The sequence below is a fragment of the Flavobacterium gyeonganense genome (assembly GCF_029625295.1).
GTDB lineage: Bacteria > Bacteroidota > Bacteroidia > Flavobacteriales > Flavobacteriaceae > Flavobacterium > Flavobacterium gyeonganense.
In genome coordinates this window covers 103,348-121,961 of sequence record NZ_CP121112.1, presented here as the reverse complement: position 1 = coordinate 121,961, position 18,614 = coordinate 103,348, and the positions used below count along the sequence as shown (strand labels likewise).

22 protein-coding genes and 1 other RNA gene are annotated in these 18,614 nt (G+C 34.3%); 14 read left to right on the top strand and 9 right to left on the bottom strand.

Annotation, left to right across the window (positions count from 1 at the left end; all coding sequences use genetic code 11):
- Positions 1 to 33: 33 nt before the first annotated feature.
- From P5P89_RS00500 to P5P89_RS00485, 4 genes are read left to right on the top strand one after another with little or no spacing between them, the layout of a single operon-like run.
- Positions 34 to 924: a Ppx/GppA phosphatase family protein gene (locus P5P89_RS00500; protein ID WP_278010261.1), complete on the top strand. Its 891-nt coding sequence runs from the start codon at positions 34 to 36 to the stop codon at positions 922 to 924.
- 13 nt (positions 925 to 937) lie between these two features.
- Positions 938 to 1,519: a TMEM175 family protein gene (locus P5P89_RS00495; RefSeq protein WP_278010260.1), complete on the top strand. Its 582-nt coding sequence runs from the start codon at positions 938 to 940 to the stop codon at positions 1,517 to 1,519.
- Positions 1,520 to 1,525: 6 nt separating this feature from the next.
- Positions 1,526 to 2,086: a Crp/Fnr family transcriptional regulator gene (locus tag P5P89_RS00490; RefSeq protein WP_278010259.1), complete on the top strand. Its 561-nt coding sequence runs from the start codon at positions 1,526 to 1,528 to the stop codon at positions 2,084 to 2,086.
- A gap of 58 nt (positions 2,087 to 2,144) precedes the next feature.
- A complete protein-coding gene (locus tag P5P89_RS00485; RefSeq protein ID WP_278010258.1) occupies positions 2,145 to 2,723 on the top strand; it encodes an NAD(P)H-dependent oxidoreductase in 579 nt (192 codons plus the stop codon).
- 42 nt (positions 2,724 to 2,765) lie between these two features.
- On the opposite strand, the gene P5P89_RS00480 is transcribed toward P5P89_RS00485, so the two are convergent.
- The 3 genes from P5P89_RS00480 to P5P89_RS00470 all read right to left on the bottom strand — a co-directional run bounded on the left by P5P89_RS00480 (position 2,766) and on the right by P5P89_RS00470 (position 5,240).
- Positions 2,766 to 3,470, bottom strand: coding sequence for a DNA polymerase III subunit gamma/tau (locus P5P89_RS00480; RefSeq protein WP_278010257.1), 705 nt, complete (start codon positions 3,468 to 3,470; stop codon positions 2,766 to 2,768).
- Positions 3,451 to 4,524, bottom strand: coding sequence for a DNA polymerase III subunit gamma/tau (gene dnaX / locus P5P89_RS00475; RefSeq protein WP_278010256.1), 1,074 nt, complete (start codon positions 4,522 to 4,524; stop codon positions 3,451 to 3,453). Before dnaX ends, P5P89_RS00480 begins: the two co-directional genes overlap by 20 nt.
- Before the next feature lie 62 nt (positions 4,525 to 4,586).
- Positions 4,587 to 5,240 carry a hypothetical protein gene (locus P5P89_RS00470; RefSeq protein WP_278010255.1) on the bottom strand — a complete coding sequence of 218 codons (654 nt, stop codon included), beginning with the start codon at positions 5,238 to 5,240 and terminating at the stop codon, positions 4,587 to 4,589.
- Between the two features lie 272 nt (positions 5,241 to 5,512).
- Here P5P89_RS00470 and P5P89_RS00465 point away from each other — a divergent pair, with 272 nt between their 5' ends.
- Entirely contained in the window at positions 5,513 to 5,674 is a 162-nt protein-coding gene (locus P5P89_RS00465) for a hypothetical protein (RefSeq protein ID WP_278010254.1), read from the top strand.
- Positions 5,675 to 5,847: 173 nt separating this feature from the next.
- Here the strand turns inward: P5P89_RS00465 and P5P89_RS00460 are convergent, their stop codons facing one another.
- Entirely contained in the window at positions 5,848 to 6,078 is a 231-nt protein-coding gene (locus P5P89_RS00460; protein ID WP_278010253.1) for a hypothetical protein, read from the bottom strand.
- Positions 6,079 to 6,296: 218 nt separating this feature from the next.
- Here P5P89_RS00460 and P5P89_RS00455 point away from each other — a divergent pair, with 218 nt between their 5' ends.
- Both P5P89_RS00455 and P5P89_RS00450 read left to right on the top strand, forming a co-directional pair.
- Positions 6,297 to 6,776 carry a BON domain-containing protein gene (locus tag P5P89_RS00455; protein ID WP_278010252.1) on the top strand — a complete coding sequence of 160 codons (480 nt, stop codon included), beginning with the start codon at positions 6,297 to 6,299 and terminating at the stop codon, positions 6,774 to 6,776.
- Between the two features lie 6 nt (positions 6,777 to 6,782).
- On the top strand, positions 6,783 to 7,154 hold the full coding sequence (locus tag P5P89_RS00450) for a LysM peptidoglycan-binding domain-containing protein (protein WP_278010251.1): 372 nt from the start codon (positions 6,783 to 6,785) through the stop codon (positions 7,152 to 7,154).
- 107 nt (positions 7,155 to 7,261) lie between these two features.
- Here P5P89_RS00450 and P5P89_RS00445 read toward each other — a convergent pair whose 3' ends face one another.
- Positions 7,262 to 7,555 carry an SH3 domain-containing protein gene (locus P5P89_RS00445; protein WP_223680356.1) on the bottom strand — a complete coding sequence of 98 codons (294 nt, stop codon included), beginning with the start codon at positions 7,553 to 7,555 and terminating at the stop codon, positions 7,262 to 7,264.
- A gap of 124 nt (positions 7,556 to 7,679) precedes the next feature.
- Between P5P89_RS00445 and rnpB the strand changes: the two genes are divergently transcribed.
- Positions 7,680 to 8,007, top strand: an RNA gene (gene rnpB / locus P5P89_RS00440) — RNase P RNA component class A.
- Positions 8,008 to 8,037: 30 nt separating this feature from the next.
- Positions 8,038 to 9,285, top strand: a complete 1,248-nt coding sequence (locus P5P89_RS00435; protein WP_278010250.1) for a cation:dicarboxylate symporter family transporter — start codon at positions 8,038 to 8,040, stop codon at positions 9,283 to 9,285.
- A 104-nt stretch (positions 9,286 to 9,389) separates the two neighbouring features.
- Here the strand turns inward: P5P89_RS00435 and P5P89_RS00430 are convergent, their stop codons facing one another.
- The gene (locus P5P89_RS00430; protein ID WP_223680352.1) at positions 9,390 to 9,584 is read right to left on the bottom strand and encodes a hypothetical protein; all 195 of its coding nucleotides are present in this window, start codon (positions 9,582 to 9,584) and stop codon (positions 9,390 to 9,392) included.
- A gap of 178 nt (positions 9,585 to 9,762) precedes the next feature.
- Here P5P89_RS00430 and P5P89_RS00425 point away from each other — a divergent pair, with 178 nt between their 5' ends.
- Positions 9,763 to 10,311: a hypothetical protein gene (locus P5P89_RS00425; protein ID WP_278010249.1), complete on the top strand. Its 549-nt coding sequence runs from the start codon at positions 9,763 to 9,765 to the stop codon at positions 10,309 to 10,311.
- Positions 10,312 to 10,427: 116 nt separating this feature from the next.
- On the opposite strand, the gene P5P89_RS00420 is transcribed toward P5P89_RS00425, so the two are convergent.
- Positions 10,428 to 11,033: an RsmD family RNA methyltransferase gene (locus tag P5P89_RS00420; protein WP_278010248.1), complete on the bottom strand. Its 606-nt coding sequence runs from the start codon at positions 11,031 to 11,033 to the stop codon at positions 10,428 to 10,430.
- Positions 11,030 to 11,851, bottom strand: coding sequence for a DUF3822 family protein (locus P5P89_RS00415; RefSeq protein ID WP_278010247.1), 822 nt, complete (start codon positions 11,849 to 11,851; stop codon positions 11,030 to 11,032). The genes P5P89_RS00420 and P5P89_RS00415 overlap by 4 nt, the downstream gene beginning before the upstream one ends.
- A gap of 340 nt (positions 11,852 to 12,191) precedes the next feature.
- On the opposite strand from P5P89_RS00415, the gene P5P89_RS00410 reads away from it, so the two are divergent.
- The 4 genes from P5P89_RS00410 (at position 12,192) to kdsB (ending at position 15,892) form a co-directional block, all read left to right on the top strand.
- Positions 12,192 to 13,601: an ATP-dependent DNA helicase gene (locus P5P89_RS00410; RefSeq protein WP_379680525.1), complete on the top strand. Its 1,410-nt coding sequence runs from the start codon at positions 12,192 to 12,194 to the stop codon at positions 13,599 to 13,601.
- A gap of 88 nt (positions 13,602 to 13,689) precedes the next feature.
- On the top strand, positions 13,690 to 14,181 hold the full coding sequence (locus P5P89_RS00405) for a hypothetical protein (RefSeq protein ID WP_278010246.1): 492 nt from the start codon (positions 13,690 to 13,692) through the stop codon (positions 14,179 to 14,181).
- Positions 14,178 to 15,008, top strand: coding sequence for a 4,5-DOPA-extradiol-dioxygenase (ygiD, locus tag P5P89_RS00400; protein ID WP_278010245.1), 831 nt, complete (start codon positions 14,178 to 14,180; stop codon positions 15,006 to 15,008). The genes P5P89_RS00405 and ygiD overlap by 4 nt, the downstream gene beginning before the upstream one ends.
- Positions 15,009 to 15,157: 149 nt before the next feature.
- Positions 15,158 to 15,892: a 3-deoxy-manno-octulosonate cytidylyltransferase gene (gene kdsB, locus P5P89_RS00395; RefSeq protein ID WP_278010244.1), complete on the top strand. Its 735-nt coding sequence runs from the start codon at positions 15,158 to 15,160 to the stop codon at positions 15,890 to 15,892.
- Between the two features lie 170 nt (positions 15,893 to 16,062).
- Here kdsB and P5P89_RS00390 read toward each other — a convergent pair whose 3' ends face one another.
- Positions 16,063 to 18,474, bottom strand: a complete 2,412-nt coding sequence (locus P5P89_RS00390) for an alpha-ketoacid dehydrogenase subunit alpha/beta (RefSeq protein WP_278010243.1) — start codon at positions 18,472 to 18,474, stop codon at positions 16,063 to 16,065.
- Positions 18,475 to 18,614 lie beyond the last annotated feature (140 nt).

Sequence of the window (18,614 nt, the reverse complement as noted above, 5' to 3'; positions counted from 1 at the left end):
CACAAATTTTAAATTTCAAATCATAAAGTGAGCATGATTAAAATAAGGAAATACGCAGCAATAGATATCGGTTCGAATGCCATGAGGCTTCTCATATCGAATGTTGTTGAGCAGGAAGGCAAAGAGCCTCAGTTTAATAAAAGTTCACTTGTTCGTGTACCAATACGTTTAGGGCAGGATGCTTTTACGGTTGGTGAAATTTCGGAAGAAAATATAGAAAGAATGGTGGATGCCATGAAAGCATTTAACCTTTTAATGAAAGTTCATAAAGTAGAGCGTTATATGGCCTTTGCAACTTCTGCTATGCGGGAAGCTTATAATGCCAAAGAAGTGGTAGGCCTGATTAAGAAAAAAGCCGACATAAAAATTGAAATTATAGACGGAAAAAAAGAAGCAGCTATTATTGCTTCAACAGATTTACATCATTTGCTGAGAACAGACCAGACTTATCTTTTTGTAGATGTTGGCGGCGGAAGTACTGAATTTACGCTTTTCTCTGATGGGAAGATGATCAATTCAAGATCATTCAAAGCAGGGACAGTCCGTTTGCTCAATAATATGGTTCATGATGTGGTTTGGGATGAGATTGAAAAATGGATCAAAGCCAATACCAAAGATTATGAGGAAGTTACCCTTATTGGTTCTGGTGGAAACATTAATAAGTTATTTAAAATGTCCGGAAAGCAGCAGGAAAAACCACTTTCATACATTTATATCAATTCACAATATGCATTTTTAAATTCGTTGACTTATGAGCAGAGAATTGCCGAATTAGGCCTGAATTCCGACCGTGCCGATGTAATCATCCATGCCACACGTATTTATCTGAATGCAATGAAATGGAGCGGGGCACGTCAGATTTATGTTCCAAAAATCGGACTTTCTGATGGAATAGTAAAAGCAATGTACTACGGTAAAATTTAACTTAGAATTATAAATGAACAAAACTAGACTTGAAGCATTTAGTGATGGCGTTTTAGCGATTATTATTACCATTATGGTTTTAGAAATTAAAGTGCCGCATGGACATGAGTTTGCAGATTTAAAACCACTTATTCCTAAGTTTCTGAGTTATATTATTAGTTTTATATATGTTGGTATTTATTGGAATAACCATCATTATTTACTTCATGGTTTGTCTAAAGTAAATGGAAAAATTCTTTGGGCTAATATGCATTTGCTATTTTGGTTATCCTTAATTCCCGTTGCAACAGGGTGGATGGGAGAGCACAATTTTGAACAGGCATCTATGACTTTATATGGTGTTGTTTTGTTTTTATCCGCAATTGCTTATTTCATTCTGCAAAGGCTGATCATTATTAACGAAGGAGAAAATTCTGTGCTGGCAAAAGCGATAGGAAGCGATTTTAAAGGAATTACTTCTACAATTTTATATGTTGTAGGTATTGTTTCTTCTTTTTACACTGAATGGATTTCAGGTGTAGCTTATCTGGCAGTGGCTTTATTATGGCTTATTCCGGATAAGAGAATTGAAAAGGTTTTCAATTCAAAAGATTAATTAAGCATGAAAACTGTTTTTCAGTCGATTCAGAATTTTACTGAAGATGAATTAAGCCTTTTAGATAGTTTAATTACGTTTCGAAAACTCAAAAAAGGCGATTTTTTGCAGAAAGAAAATGAGGTTTGCAATGACGTTGTTTTTATCAAAAAGGGAATTCTGCGTTCTTTTTTCTTTAATCATAAAGGAGATGAAATTACGAATTGTTTTGCTTTCGAAAATGAATTTATGGCATCTTTTGCCAGTTTTATTACAGAAGAAAAAGCAGAGGAAAACATTCAGGCTTTAACCGATACAGAAATACAGGTTTTAAGTCGTAAAAGTTTGGAAAAATTGTACCAGTCGGGTTATAACTGGCAGGAAACCGGAAGAAAGTTAACCGAAATAGAATTCGTAAACCTGAACAAAAGAATGATTTCCTTTCAAAAATTATCAGGTAAACAACGCTACGAAGAACTTTTTCAGCAACACCAAAAATACCTGAAGTTAATTCCGTTGCAATATTTAGCCTCTTATTTAGGAATTACGCCAAGACATTTAAGCCGTATTCGGAAAACGATTTTATAGGACATTTGTCCGGTATGATTTTTCATGTAAATATTATTTTTGTTTAAAAATATAGAAAATGAAAAAAATACTAATCATAAACGGACATCCCAATTCGGAAAGTTTCAATTTTGCTATTGCTAATGAGTACCATAAAGGAGTACTTGATTCTGGCTCTCAGGTTGAAACCATAACCCTTGCCGAATTGCAATTCAATCCGAATTTACAGTTTGGTTATCAAAAACGAACCGAATTAGAACCGGATTTAGCTGAAGCCTGGAAAAAAATCCAAAATGCCGATCATTTAGTCTGGGTTCATCCAGTTTGGTGGGGAGGCCTACCTGCAATTACTAAGGGGTTTATCGATCGCTTATTTTTACCCGGAATGACATTTCAATACCGTGAAAACTCGGTTTGGTGGGATAAACTCCTAAAAGGAAAAACAGCTCATATTATTACCACTTTAGATCAGCCCGGCTGGTATTATCAATTGGTTTATGGAAGACCAAGTGTGAATCAGCTAAAAAAATGTACCCTGCAATTTTGTGGTGTTACACCGGTAAAAGTAAGTTATATCGGAATCGTAAAAACAGCTGATGAAGGGCAAAGGAAAAAATGGTTAAAGAAAGTTTATAATTTCGGTTTAAGAAATAAGTAACTGTGCTTTTCAATAATAAAAATCAGGAATAAAAATAGTCTGCTACGGCAAATCCAATCCAAATGTAGAACGTAAAAGTTCAATATTTGGGTTGATTTCCAATAAACGATTGTATCGGTCCTGATCGTTAAAACTTCTTTTATTCTCTATTGTTTCATTTACAAGTACTTCAATCGTAATATCATGATTGTGTAAATGTCCTTTTAAATAGCCTAAAAGCCCGTTAACCTGACTTTCAAAATCTAATTTCGAACCTTCATTCGGCAATTCAATTGTGATGACAGTACCGTTTAATTTTGGGTCGTTAATCAATAATAACGATTCCATGATTTTGAAACCTTTTTCACCTAAACGCTGTGCGTATTTGTTCCAGTACAATAGCATGTCTGTTTCAGTAAATTCTTCTGTAAGCAGAACCGAAGTTGGTTTTACATAAGATTTACCATTGGCTTCCAGCTCTTTTTTCTTTCGGATACTTGCCAGGGAAAAAGCAGAAACTTTAGGTTCACTACTAACTTCAGATTGAGCAGCAACAGGAGTTTGTGCTTGTGGAGATGCAATTGTTTCTACTTTTTGTGAAGCTGTATTTTCAGTTATAGTTTCTGAATTTTCAATTTTAGATGTTGGAATTTCAGCTTCAGCAGGAGGATTTTGGACTTTGGATTTTGGACTTTCAACTATAGAATACCCTCCTTTTTTAAAATATGTGGGCGGAATTATAAATTGCTCAGCTTTTTTTTTCTCCATCAAAGTTGATAGAGGCTAATTGCATCAGACATAATTCGACCAAGAGACGCTGATTCTGGCTTAATTTGTATTTTAAATCACAATCGTTAGCAATATCTATTCCCTGCAATAAAAAATTCTGAGAACATTTTTGCGCCTGTATGCCGTACATCTGCTGTGCTTGTTCGCCGACTTCAAGCAAACTTAAAGTAGCAGGCGTTTTGCTTACTAATAAATCCCTGAAATGCGAAGCTAAACCGGCAATAAAATGATGCCCGTCAAAACCTTTTGCAAGTATATCGTTGTATGCCAGCAAAAGTTCCGGAATTTTATTTTCTAAAAGCAAATCGGTAATCGAAACATAGGTCTCGTAATCTAAAACATTCAGGTTCTCTGTTACGGCCTGACGCGTTAAATTGGTTCCGCAGTAGGAAACCACGCGGTCAAAAATGGATAAAGCATCACGCATCGCACCATCTGCTTTTTGAGCAATAATGTGCAAAGCATCATCTTCAAAACTTATTCCCTGACTTTGTGCAACGTCAGCCAGATGTTCTTTGGCATCTTTTACTGTAATTCTTTTGAAATCAAATATCTGACAGCGTGATAAAATCGTCGGAATGATTTTATGTTTTTCTGTTGTCGCTAAAATAAAAATAGCATGCTTTGGAGGTTCTTCTAATGTTTTCAGAAAAGCATTAAAAGCAGCCGAAGACAACATATGAACCTCGTCAATAATATAGACTTTATATTGTCCGGTTTGAGGCGGAATTCGAACCTGATCGATTAGGTTACGAATGTCATCAACCGAGTTGTTTGAAGCGGCATCCAACTCAAAAACGTTGAAAGCAAAATCTTCATTAGGGTCATCATATCCAGGCTGATTTATTTTACGTGCCAGAATACGTGCGCAGGTTGTTTTACCAACACCACGCGGTCCGGTGAATAAAAGGGCAGAAGCAAGATGATTGCTTTCTATGGCATTTAGCAAAGTGTTTGTAATGGCTTTCTGCCCCACAACATCCTTAAAGGTCTGCGGGCGGTATTTACGAGCCGATACTACAAATTGTTCCATATTCTGTTTTTATTCGATAGCAAATATATGACTTTTGTTCCGTTGTTTAAAGTGGAATTTAGTTATTTGACTAAATTCTTTTTTCTTAAAATCACAAAAATTAAAACTAAAAACAATACGATATTGACAATCAAAGAAATGATAATGTATTGGCTATATGTTGCTATTTTTGTCTCTGTTTTTTCTTTTTCAGATTTTTGATTTTCTAAAGATTTATATATTCTAAGTTTTTCTAATTGATAAATCCAATCTTGTAAATTTCGATTTTCAAATTTCAAATCCCAAGCATAAAAAGATAATGTTCTTATTTGATCATCTATCTTTTGAGAGATTTTTATTTTTGGTGGAGGAGGCATGGAACCACTCCCATATGGTTTAAATCCGGTACTTGGAGAACAACTTACATCTATTGTTTTATCGTTATTTAATGTAGCATATATAATCCAAAGTTGTTTTGCTGATGGGATAATAGAGCAATTGCCAGAGTACTTTTGCGTAATGAACTGAGAATTATATTTTCCTTTAAAGAGTTCTATAATTCTAAAAGTATAAGTTCTTTTTATTGAATCTACTTTTATAACTTCTCCGTAAAATACGATTTCAAATTTTAATCCTGTTTCTACCATATTTTCCCGATCAATTGGCTTGCAATCACAAGAAAAAGAATAATTAGAAATAAATAAAAACGATAAAATAAAAAAGTGTTTTAGTTTCATACGCAGATTTTTATACAATAATAGCTTTTTTATGCTTTTATTCATTATTGTAGTTCTAATTATTAATAAATAAAAAGATTACTTTAGCGTACTAACTAGTAGAGGTTGTTTTGAAGCCTGTAACTAATAATGAAACTTATGAGTAATTAATTATGAATCAGAATAATTTATATTCACTTTTAGATTTAATAAGATAGAAGCCTTATTTATACATTGGAAATAAAAAATTTTCAACTTTGTATGAGAATATTAATGGATACAAGCTGTGTTGTTTGCATAATAATATAAATGAAAATCTGAGTCCCGACTGGAAAGAGTTTCATGATTTTGTCGTTAAAGAATTGAATTATGCTGAATCAACTTCCGGCTATTATCGCATGATTCTTGAAAAATGCAATTTTGATGAAGAAAAAGCGTTGATTGAATTTTTATAAATACTGATTTTAAATAGACTTTAATTGTTGACTAGAATTTTTTTGTCTAGAAGTAATATCCCAAACTTGCTATTAAACATACAATACTCTTGCTACTCTCGCTGATCCAAGCGTCACGTTAGTCAATGCTAGTTTGATTACTTCAAAAACATACTAAACACTAAAGTAAATTATTAACTAACTTCTTTTTTATCTTCAAAGTTATTTTTTCTAAGATTCATTCCGTATGTGTAATTTGTAGAAAGAATTACATCGTTACAGTCAAAATGCTTGATAACTCCATTTTCTTGTAAAGCTACAACCCAACACGTATTCTGATGCATTCCGTAATCGATAAGAAAAATGGCCTGGCCAGTTCCTAGTGGTGTTTCTACTAATATTGAAGGTTTTAATTGATGTATCATGATTTCTAATTGTTTTTATAAAAATACATCTGCTTAGAAATAAAGGAGTTATATTATTATTCAAATGCTTTACAGAATTAATGGTGCACACTTTTGATTTTCAGAGTTTGAAAAGACGGATCTACTGAAAACCATATAAATCTTTAACGATAATCATATAAAATTTTGATTATTACTCTGTTTAATTTTAAAACAGATAATTATTAAAAAATAGTATTATGAAATTCAAATCAATTGCATTGGGAATAATTCTTGGTCTTGTTTTACTGGCTTGCACGCCTAAAGATGCAGATATTCAAAAAGAAATCAATGAAAAATTAGCAGATACACCTGAAGTGCAGGTTACGATTCATGAAGGTGTTGCAACCATTGTAGGAACCTGTGAGGATGATGCTTTTAAGAAAAACATTGAACGTTCTGTGAAAGCCATTAAAGGAGTAAAATCGGTGGTGAACAATTGCCAGATTCCGGTTCCAAATGAAGAACCTGCCGCTGCAGCTGTTATTATCAATTCGGATGCTGATTTAGATAAATCGGTTGGTAAAGTAATCAAATCTTATGATGGTGTTAGTGCGACAGTTGTGGGTGGTGTCGTTACGCTTTCCGGAGAAATTAAACGAAGCCAATTGCAGCCTTTGATTCAAAGCATACAGGAATTGAAACCTCAAAAAGTCGATAATAAATTAATAATTAAATAAAACGTTATGGGCTTACAGGAAAAATACAGCGAATTAATTAATCTGGCTACCGATTTAGGAGTAGATAACTTGCAGGTAAGAGAACAAAACAGCGTGTTATATATTGATGGCAACGCTAAGTCAGCAGCTGATAAAGACAAACTGTGGGATACTTACAATAAAATAGATCCAGATTACAGATCAGCGGATGTAGTAATGAATATTGAAGTTGCGCAGGGAGTTTTAAGAGAATATACTGTTGAAAATGGTGATTCCCTTTCTAAAATTGTAAAAGCATACGATGTTTCCTGGCAGGATATCTTTGAAGCCAATAAAGATATTATTTCAAATCCGGACCTGATTCAACCGGGATGGAAACTGAAAATACCAACACTATAAAATTGAGAAAAATTCAATTTAAAAAATTCCAAATTCCAATAGTACAAATGTAACATTGGAATTTGGAATTTTATTTTGTCTAAGTTTAACAATTGGAATTTAAAATTTTACCTCCCCCTAATACTTAAATCAAATAAAAATTTAGCGGTTTCCTGATCTGAATCTGCAGAAAAGCCAGCTACATAAACGCCTTTTTTGCCTGTAGTCGATTTAATTCCGTATACAACTGCCTCATCGCCCGGGTCTGATTCCCCTTCGTATCGATACACATGAACAATTTCAAATTTCTCAGGATTTTTTTTAATCACGTCTGCATTTCGATTGAAATCGCACGTAAACCCTTTTTCATGCAATTGATCTAAAGCTTTTGAAACAGTTGCGTAATGATACATTCTTTTCATAATAAACTGTATTTAAAATTATAGAATCTTAAAGATAACCAATTTGAAATTAATTGGTTAAGAAATTGTAAGGAAATCTGAAATTTATATTTTAGCTTCTTCGGTGATAAAGTGTTACTTTTGCACAGCAGACCGCCTTATCGTCGTCCCGTTTTATCGGGAGGGAGGAAAGTCCGGACACCACAGAGAAGCATAGCGGGTAACACCCGTCGGTCTTAGCAATAAGGCAAGGACAAGTGCAACAGAAAGTATGTACAGGTAATGCTGTAGTGAAACCAGGTAAACTCTATGCGGTGAAATACCAAGTATATCAGCATTTAAGGGCTTCTCGTTCGTTGCTGAAGGGTAGGTAGCTTGAGTTCCGAAGTAATTCGGAATCTAGATAAATGATAAGGTATTGTTTCGTTTAGGCGGGACAAGAACAGAATCCGGCTTACAGGTCTGCATTTTTTATATATTTGTGAAAGCGCTAACTCATTTTCATGAATGTAAATTCTCCCAATTTTTCTTCAAAAACTAAGAAATCACTTTTTCGTTCAGTAGTAACTAATCTTACTTTCTGGGTTTTAATTTCGATTATTGCAGGTGTTTTGCTCGGACATTTTTTTCCTGAAAATGGTGTGAAAATGAAAATTGTTGGTGATACATTTGTTGATATTATAAAGTTGTTTATTGGTCCGATTATTTTCCTGACGATTGTTTTGGGGATTTCCGGAATGGGAAACCTGAAGAAAGTGGGACGAATAGGGGTAAAATCTTTGGCTTATTTTGAAGTTGTTTCAACTATTGCTTTAGCAATTGGTGTGGCAGTGGCTTATTTATTTCAACCCGGAAAAATAGATAAATCAGGATTGGATCTTCAGGATGCGAGCAAGTACACGAATCATGCGGCAGAAAACTTTTCGTGGCTTCAGTTTTTCTTTTCGAATTTTACGCTGCAGGTCCTTTTGACTGCAATTTTTTGTGGTATTGCTTTGAATTTTTATAAAAAGAGAGAGCAGACGATTTTGGTTTTGGAACGTTTTTCAAAAGTTGTTTTTACCGGATTAAAATATGTGATGTATTTTGCTCCGCTTGGGGCTTTTGGAGGAATGGCTTACACAATTGGAAAATTTGGTCTGGAAACTTTGATCCCGCTTGGGAAGCTGATGTTGTGTGTTTATATGACAATGGCTTTATTTGTATTTTTGATTTTAGGCAGTCTTTTGAAATATTACAAAATCAATATGCTGTCGATTTTAAAATACATCAAAGAAGAACTTTTATTGGTTCTTGGAACTTCTTCTTCTGAGGCCGCTTTGCCAGGTATAATGGTAAAACTGGAGCAAATGGGTTGCAGCAAATCGGTTGTGGGATTGGTAATTCCGACAGGTTATTCTTTTAATTTGGACGGAACTTCGATTTACTTGTCGATGTCGGTAATTTTCTTAGCACAGTTGTATGATGTGCATTTGAGTTTCTTTGAAATCCTGACCGTCATCGGAATTTTGATGATTACTTCAAAAGGAGCTGCTGGGGTAACCGGAAGCGGTTTTATTGTTTTAGCTTCGACTTTAACCGCACTGCACAAAATTCCGGTTGAAGGACTGGCTTTTTTGCTGGGGGTCGATAAATTTATGAGCGAAGCAAGGGCAATAACCAATTTGATAGGAAATACAGTCGCAACCATAATAATTTCGAAAACGGAAAGGGATTTTACAGAGCTGAATCTGAATCCGGTTCATGAATAATTTTTATCATAAATACAAAAAGCGCTAAGTTTAATACTTTCGTATCTGCTTAAGCGCTTTGTGAGTTTAGCTTGTGGTATTTAGAGTGTGGTATTTTTAACAGTCTAAGATTCGTCTTTAGTTGTGCGTACTAAACTGATTCCTGATGTAAAAAAAACAATTCCAAGTATTCCGTAAATAATAAGCGATTTAATATCACGTGTTCCTCCGGAAGTGTCTGCAAAAATTACTGCAGTATAAATAAGTCCAACTATTCCGAGAATTGTCAGTAATCCTCCGAAAAATCTTTTTAGGTTCATGATTTCTTGATTTTAATGTTCAATTCAAATTTATCCTATAAAATCTTCTAAACTGTTATACAATTATTTACAAAGCTTATATGATTTTCAGACCGCAAAAATGTAAGAAAATAATATTCTTTTTTTAGTTTCATGTTATTTAAATATTACTTTTGCGCCTTCCTCTAGAAACTAAAAAATGAAAAAAACGTACTTATTTTTACTTTTGTCTGTTCTTTCAATAAATGCTGTTCAGGCTCAGGATGAAACTTCGGTTTCTGTAGCAAAAAACCAATTTAAAATAAATGTTTTATTCCCCGGCTTTGTTTACGAACATGGTTTTTCAGAAAAAAATACTTTATATTCTGAAGCTAGTTTGAGTTTAGGGTACAGTTATAGTGACTTTTATGGTAAGTCAAATGTTTATATGATTCCTGTAATTACAGAGCAGCTTCGTCATTACTATAATTTACAAAAAAGATCAAATAAAGGCAAAAGAACTGAACGTAATTCTGCAAATTATTTAGCATTAAATGCTTCTGGTTACTTCAAGCCTCTTTCAGGAGATACAGAGTATTTTACATACGTTCCTTCATCAACTGTAGCAGTTCTTTGGGGATTGCAGCGTACTTATAAAGGAAGGTTTAATTTGGAATTTAATATTGGTCCAGGCATAAATTTCAGTGAAATCGAAACAAAATTTGCACTTCCTGTCAACTTTACTTTAGGGTGGATAATTGGAAAATAAATTCGTGAAATATAATAGAGACCTTGACAAATCAAGGTTTTTCTATTTTGAATAAAATAAAAAGTTCCCTTGAATACTAAATTTCAGGGGAACTTTTTATAATTAAAAAAAGAGAATTATCCTTCGTCTTCTTCTGTTGACTTTACGGATGAATCTTCAGGAAGTTCTTCATCGTCATCAGTTGAGTTCAATTCGAAGAAACTAAAAAAGGATCCTCCATAACTTTTCTGAAAAGAGAAATTACTTAAATGATCCATTTTGGTATATTTAGAATGTTCAATAATCATCATGCCGTCTTCATTCAATAAATCCCTTTCGAAAACTGTCAGAACAATTTTTTCAAATGCGACTTGATCTAATCCATAAGGTGGGTCGGCAAATATAATATGATAAGAAGTTTTGCAGTTTTCCAGAAATTTATAAACATCACTTTTGGTGGCTGCAATATCAAAATCATATTCTGCTGCTACTTGTTTAATAAATTTCACACATCCAAAATCGCCATCGACAGCCGTAACTGGGGCACTTCCGCGTGAAGCAAATTCATAACTGATGTTTCCGGTTCCCGAAAATAAATCCAAAACCTTTAAGCCATCAAAACTAAAATGATTGTTCAAAACATTAAATAATGCTTCTTTGCTCATGTCAGTCGTAGGTCTTACCGGAAGGTTTTTTGGCGGAAAAATGCGGCGTCCTTTGTATTTTCCAGAAATGATTCTCATGATTGAAATAAGATATAATGTTTTTGATTTTCTGCAGTCGAGAAGTTATTTTTTTGCTGTAAAGCGCTTACATCCAAAAAGGATACATTTCGGATGTATTTATATGCAATAGCATAAAAAGGATCATTTTTATTGATAGTGCCTAATAATTCGAGCGGAAAAATTTCCGGATTCAGACTCAGTTGTTCGGCCGTAAATAGTAAATAATAAATAAAATCTTCCGGGGTCTGATATTCAAAAGAATTGAATAACAGTAGTTTTTGATTTTCAACGACAATTATTTCAAAATGTTCCGGATTAAAGTTGACAATCATTTTTTTGTCATCATTATTTTTTGAAGCCTCAAGTAATTTTTCGACTAAAATGCTGTTGACATGTTTGTAATCAAAAGATCCAACGTTGTCAATCAAAAAGTTATTGATGTTTATATACGGAATATAAACAGCATTCATTTGGTAATTGGAAATTTCGTCGTAGGTAAAAAAATCAGTTTCAAAAACTTTTGTGGTGTATTGTAAATAGCTGCCAAGATAATTTTCATCAAAAAGAGCCGCAGGTACAAAAGTCGAAAGATTGTTATTATGAATAACCATAATATCATCATAGGTATCTTTTAATTCGGAATGTTTTTTGAAAGCTTCCGCGAAATGATCTTCTATCTTCGTCGTTTTTTTTGAAGAGTCAAATTTAATTTCACTGAATGAAGTAATCCTGTCGTTGAGGGTATCGAAACAGCAAAATGAAAATCCGTTCAGAGAAACCTGAATGGAAAGTTTTTTATAAAGTTTTGATGTAATATTGGTGTTTTGAAATGCCATAATTGTATTTACGATTCCTTACCTGTTGCAGTTTCAGGGAAAAAATTAATTCGATCACAAACTTACAAATAAAATAAATAACAAATATCAACGGCAAATATCAATGTCAAGATCAAAAATCAATATCAATTACAAAAGTCAATTTCAATGTCAAAGGTTAATCTACTGCAATGTCATAAACAATAAATAACCCGGGCAGATAGTTTCTATTTGATTGTTTTTTGAATTATTATTTCAGTGAGAATTGAATTTTTTTTGCAATTGTCATTGCCATTGATATTGAACTTTGATTTTGCCATTGCCATTAAAAAAACCGACCTTTGTATTTCAATTTCACCTTATGAATTCAGCATTATTTTATAGTGTTTTGCAAAAAAGATTTCCCTTTGCACCAACATACAAACAGGACATTTTTTTTCAGAAAATCGCAATTTTTTTAACAGAACCACAAAACGATACCATTTTTGTACTGAAAGGATATGCCGGTACGGGTAAAACAACTGTGATTTCGACCATTGTAAATAATCTTGGGGACATCAATAAGAAGTTTGTTTTGTTGGCGCCAACCGGCCGTGCGGCCAAAGTAATCGCTAATTATTCAAACACACCGGCCTTTACTATTCACAAGAAAATATATTTCCCTAAAAAATCATCGGGAGGAGGAGTAGCTTTTACCAAGCAGGTCAATAAACATAAAAATACCATTTTTATCGTTGATGAGGCTTCAATGATTTCAGACAGTACTTTGGACAGCGGTTCTCTTTTAGACGATTTGATTAATTATGTGTATTCCGGAACCAACTGCAAAATGATTCTTTTAGGTGACACGGCTCAGCTGCCTCCCGTAAATTTAGACATTAGTCCGGCTCTGGATATCCAGACTTTAGGAGTTCATTACGATAAAGAAATTGAGCATATCGAACTGGATGAAGTAATGCGTCAGGAAGAAAGTTCAGGGATTTTATTTAATGCCACTGAATTGCGTGAGTTATTAAAAGAATCATTTATAACCGAATTCAGGTTTAATGTAAAAAAGTTCAAAGACATTGTTCGTTTAACGGATGGTTACGATATTCAGGATGCAATTAATACAGCATACAGCAATTATAGTATTGAAGATACTGCTTTTATTGTACGTTCGAATAAAAGGGCAAATCAGTACAATGAACAAATTCGGACCAGGATATTGTTTAAAGAAAGTGAGCTTTCGGTAGGAGATTTTTTGATGGTAGTAAAGAACAATTATTTCTGGCTAAAAGAAAACGATGAAGCCGGATTTATTGCCAACGGAGATATTATTGAGATTCTGGAACTTTTCGGAATTAAAGAATTATACGGATTCACTTTTGCGAAAGTCAAAATCAGAATGGTCGATTATCCGGATCAGAAACCTTTTGAAACGGTTTTGATTCTGGATACCATAAAAAGTGAGTCACCTTCTTTAACATATGAAGAATCAAATCGTTTGTATGAAGAAGTGATGAAAGATTATGAAGCTGAAACAACAAAATACAAAAGATTCCAAAAAGTAAAAGAAAACGAATATTTTAATGGGCTGCAGGTTAAATTTTCTTACGCCATAACCTGTCATAAATCGCAGGGAGGGCAATGGAATACTGTTTTTATCGAACAGCCGTATTTGCCAAACGGAATAGATCGTGACTACATCAGATGGCTCTATACCGCTATGACACGTGCCAAAAATAAGCTATATTTGATAGGATTTAAAGACGAGAGTTTTGAGGAATAGTTTTATTAGCCACGAATTCACGAATTTTATTTCAGTTGTAAAATGAAAAGAATCACATTAATCATTTTATTAATAAGTTTCAGTTGTTGTGAAAAACATCAAGAAAAAAAAAGCTGTTTTAAAGAATAAGACCGTAGATTTTTTTGATCCAATTTATTTAGGAGCTTCTGGCGTAGATGCCAATTTTAATATTAGTGCTTCTTTTAGTGAATGTGGAGAATGGGGAGGTCATCAAGAAGACTTGAAAATATTTTCTAAAGAAAGTAATTATAAAGATTATTTCCTGAATTATACCAAAACCAGTATTGATTGTGATAAGCAGGATTCAAAAGGGCTTAATTTGCAAACAATAGTTGTTCAAAAAACAATAAAACTTACAGAATCTGATAAAGAATCTATAATTGCATATATGAAAAGGATGATTGAATCTAAGGTTAAAGAAAGATTTCCTGGGCATTCAGGAGACTCGTTTTCAATAATAAATGCTGATTCAACTTTGGTAATTAAAGTTTATGATAGTAATTCTAATAACCTGAAAAGTTATAATCAATTGTTAAGTGATTTAAAACTAAAAGAATGACAACACTAAACGACTTATATTCGATTTCATCTGCGTTTTCGAATACCGATAAAATGCCGGTACTGTTTTTGGGACATGGCAGCCCGATGAATGCAATTGAAGAAAATCAGTTTGTGACCGGTTTTCGCAATCTGGCCAAAACGTTGCCTCAGCCGAACGCGATATTATGTATTTCGGCGCATTGGTTTACGAAAGGTACAAAAGTGACTTCGATGCAGATGCCAAGAACGATCCATGACTTTGGAGGTTTTCCGCAGGCGCTTTTTGATGTACAATATCCTGCAAAAGGAAGTCCGGAACTGGCCTTGGAAACCCAAAAAATATTAGATCCGGTTTTGGTAGATTTAGACGAACACTGGGGATTAGATCACGGTGCCTGGAGCGTAATCAAACATTTATACCCAAATGCAGACGTTCCGGTAATTCAGCTGAGTATTGATTATACCAAATCGGGTCAGTATCATTTTGAACTGGCAAAGAAACTGCAGTCGCTTCGTTACAAAGGTGTTCTGATTATCGGTAGCGGAAATATCGTTCACAACTTGCGATTGGTTGATTTCAGGAATTTCGATAAAGACAATTACGGTTTCGACTGGGCAATTGAAGCCAGAGAAACGGTCAATAATTATCTGTTAGACGGAAATTTTCAACCTCTAATTGATTTCGAAAAAATGAGTAAAGCGGTTCAGATGGCAATTCCTACTCCGGATCATTATTTGCCTTTGCTTTATACTTTAGGATTAAAGGACAAAACGGATGAATTGGATTTGTTTAATGATAAGTTATTAGCGGGTTCGTTAAGTATGACTTCTGTAAAAATTATGTAAAAAACTTTTTGATTCTTTGTGGAATTTGGTGAATGTCTGTAAAAAAAGTTATTACACAAAGTCGCACAAAGATTTCACAGAGATTTGCAAAAGAAAAATAAATTAATAATGAGGACAAATTGTTTCGTTCCTCGCAATGACATGAAAAAATGAAAATAATAGCTGTAATTCCGGCACGATATGCATCAACACGTTTCCCTGCAAAACTAATGCAGGATCTTGGTGGCAAAACGGTAATTTTAAGAACGTATGAAGCCTCTGTTGCCACAAAATTATTTGATGATGTGTTTGTTGTAACCGATTCTGATTTGATCTACAATGAAATTGTTTCGAATGGAGGAAAAGCCATTATGAGTATCAAAGAACATGAATCAGGAAGTGACCGAATTGCAGAAGCAGTTGCGAACCTTGACGTTGATATAGTGGTAAATGTTCAGGGAGACGAACCTTTTACAGAAGCAGGACCTTTAGAGCAGGTTTTGTCTGTTTTTAAAAATGATGAGAATAAAAAGATTGACCTGGCTTCGCTAATGCGTGAAATTACAGATGAAGACGAAATCAACAATCCGAATCATGTAAAAGTCGTGGTGGATCAGTCACAGTTTGCATTGTATTTTTCGCGTTCTGTGATTCCGTATCCGAGAGATAAGGATGCTGGTGCGCGTTATTTTCAGCATATCGGAATTTATGCTTTTAGAAAACAGGCTTTATTAGACTTTCACAGCCTGCCAATGAAATCTCTCGAAGCTTCAGAAAAACTAGAACAGCTACGATATTTGGAATTCGGGAAAAAAATTAAAATGGTAGAAACAACCCATGTCGGAATTGGGATTGATACGGCAGAGGATTTGGAAAAGGCGAGAATGATGTTGAAGGATATTTAATTAATTGATTCTAATATCTTTATTGACAGAGATTAGCGAATTACTGGACGGAGTTTTTTGCGAAGATTTCTCCTTTGTCTAAATGACAAACAACATGTTTACTTTGTATAAAAAAACAAAAAAAGCTCCAAAATTTTGGAGCTTTTTCTATATCTGAAATATTCTAAATCTTAGTATAAGTTTGGAAATTTACCAGGATTAACCTCATGCATCATATCATAAACTTTCTCAAAAATATCTTCGGCAGAAGGTTTCGAGAAATAATCACCATCAGTTCCGTAAGCAGGTCTGTGCGCCTTTGCGGCAAGGGTCTGTGGTTTGCTGTCAAGATATTTGTAAGCATCCTGTTCTTCCAGAATTTGCTGCAAAATGAAAGCCGAAGCCCCACCCGGAACATCCTCGTCAATTATTAATAGGCGGTTTGTTTTGGAGATACTTTTTACAATATCCTTATTAATATCAAACGGAAGCAATGACTGGATGTCAATCACCTCACAGTCAATTCCTAAATCTAAAAGTTCATTCGCTGCCTGTTCAACCAGTCTTAAAGTCGATCCGTAAGAAACTAATGTAATATCAGTACCTTCTTTTAAGGTTTCTACAACTCCAATTGGTGTTTTGAATTCACCAAAATTTAAAGGTGTTTTTTCCTTTAAACGGTAACCATTTAAACATTCAATTACTAAAGCAGGTTCATCACATTCTAAAAGTGTATTGTAGAAGCCCGCTGCCTGAGTCATGTTTCTCGGAACCAGAACGTGGATTCCACGAATAGCGTTAATAATCATTCCCATTGGAGAACCGGAGTGCCAGATACCTTCCAGGCGGTGTCCGCGGGTTCTGATGATTAATGGTGCTTTTTGTTTTCCAACGGTTCTGTATTGTAAAGTAGCCAAATCATCACTCATGATCTGAATGGCGTACAATAAATAGTCCAGATACTGAATCTCAGCAATGGGTCTTAAGCCTCTTAAAGCCATACCAATTCCCTGCCCAATAATGGTAGCTTCACGAATCCCGACATCGGCAACACGAAGTTCACCATATTTTTCCTGCATGCCTTCTAAGCCCTGGTTTACGTCGCCAATATTTCCAACGTCTTCACCAAAAATTAAAACCTCAGGATATTTGCTGAATAAGGCGTCAAAATTATCACGAAGTATCATTCTTCCGTCTAAATCAGGTTTGGCATTTTCGGGATACACAGGAAGTGCTTTTTCAACAGAAAAAACGTTTTGTGCTGATTCAGAATGCTGGTTACTGCTAAATTTTTCCTGCGTAATTTCGATATAATTCCTGATCCATTCTGACAATAATACTTTACTGTTTGGAATTTCAATAAAGCGTAAAATTTTACGGGCTATAACCAGCATTTCCTTTTTTAAAGGCGCTTTGATTGCTTTTAATTCGCTAATGTATTTCTGGATTTTATCTTTATGATTGATACTGGCAGCTGAAATTTCTTCCAATAAAGCCAAAAGATTTTTTTGGTCTTCAATAATTGGGTTGATAAAAAGATTCCAGGCTTCTTTTTTAGCTTCCAGAACTTCTTTTTTTAATTGGGCATCAATTTCATCCAGTTCTTCAGGGGATGCGATATTGGTGGCAATCATCCATAAACGCATTTGACGGATACAGTCATAATTCTTTTCCCAGGCTAATCTTTCTCCATTTTTATAACGCTCATGCGATCCTGAGGTAGAGTGTCCCTGAGGCTGTGTAAGTTCATTTACGTGAATTAAAACCGGAATATGATGCTCACGTGCAATGGCACCGGCTCTTTCGTAAGTAGAAACCAACTCGGCATAATCCCAGCCTTTTACTCTTAAAATTTCATATCCTTCAGAATCTTCATCGCGTTGATATCCTTTTAGGATTTCAGAGATGTTTTCTTTAGTAGTCTGGTGTTTAGCGTGTACAGAAATTCCGTACTCGTCATCCCAGATACTCATTACCATCGGAACCTGTAAAACTCCTGCAGCATTTATGGTTTCAAAAAACAAACCTTCAGAAGTACTGGCGTTTCCAATAGTACCCCAGGCCACTTCATTTCCGTTTACAGAAAATTTGTCTTTGATTTCGATTCCGTCAACGTTTCTGTAAATTTTTGAAGCCTGCGCCAATCCCAGTAATCTTGGCATTTGTGCGGCTGTAGGAGATATATCTGAACTTGAATTTTTTTGTTTGGTTAAGTCTTTCCAGGAACCGTCTTCGTTTAAACTGTGTGTTACAAAGTGTCCGCCCATTTGTCTTCCGGCCGACATTGGATCAAAATCTAAATCGGTGTGACCATATAAACCTGCAAAAAATTGTTTAGGAGTAAATTCGCCAATAGCCATCATAAAGGTCTGGTCGCGATAGTATCCTGAACGGAAATCACCATTTTTGAAAGCTTTTGCCATGGCCAGCTGCGGTACTTCCTTTCCATCACCAAATATTCCAAATTTGGCTTTTCCTGTCAATACTTCTTTTCGCCCTAACAGACTGCATTCCCGACTTGTAACTGCAATTTTATAGTCATTTAATACTTCAGTTCTAAAATCCTCAAAGGTTAATATAGTATTGCTTTTTTCTGTAATCATAATCTGGAAGGGTCATGTTTAGGTTGCAAAATTACTCAAAATCTACCAATAATCATAATTCATTAAAATAAATATAATTTAATTATTTGTAGTTAAATTCAAAAAACTACGTATTTTTTTTGAGTAATTTGTATTAAAAA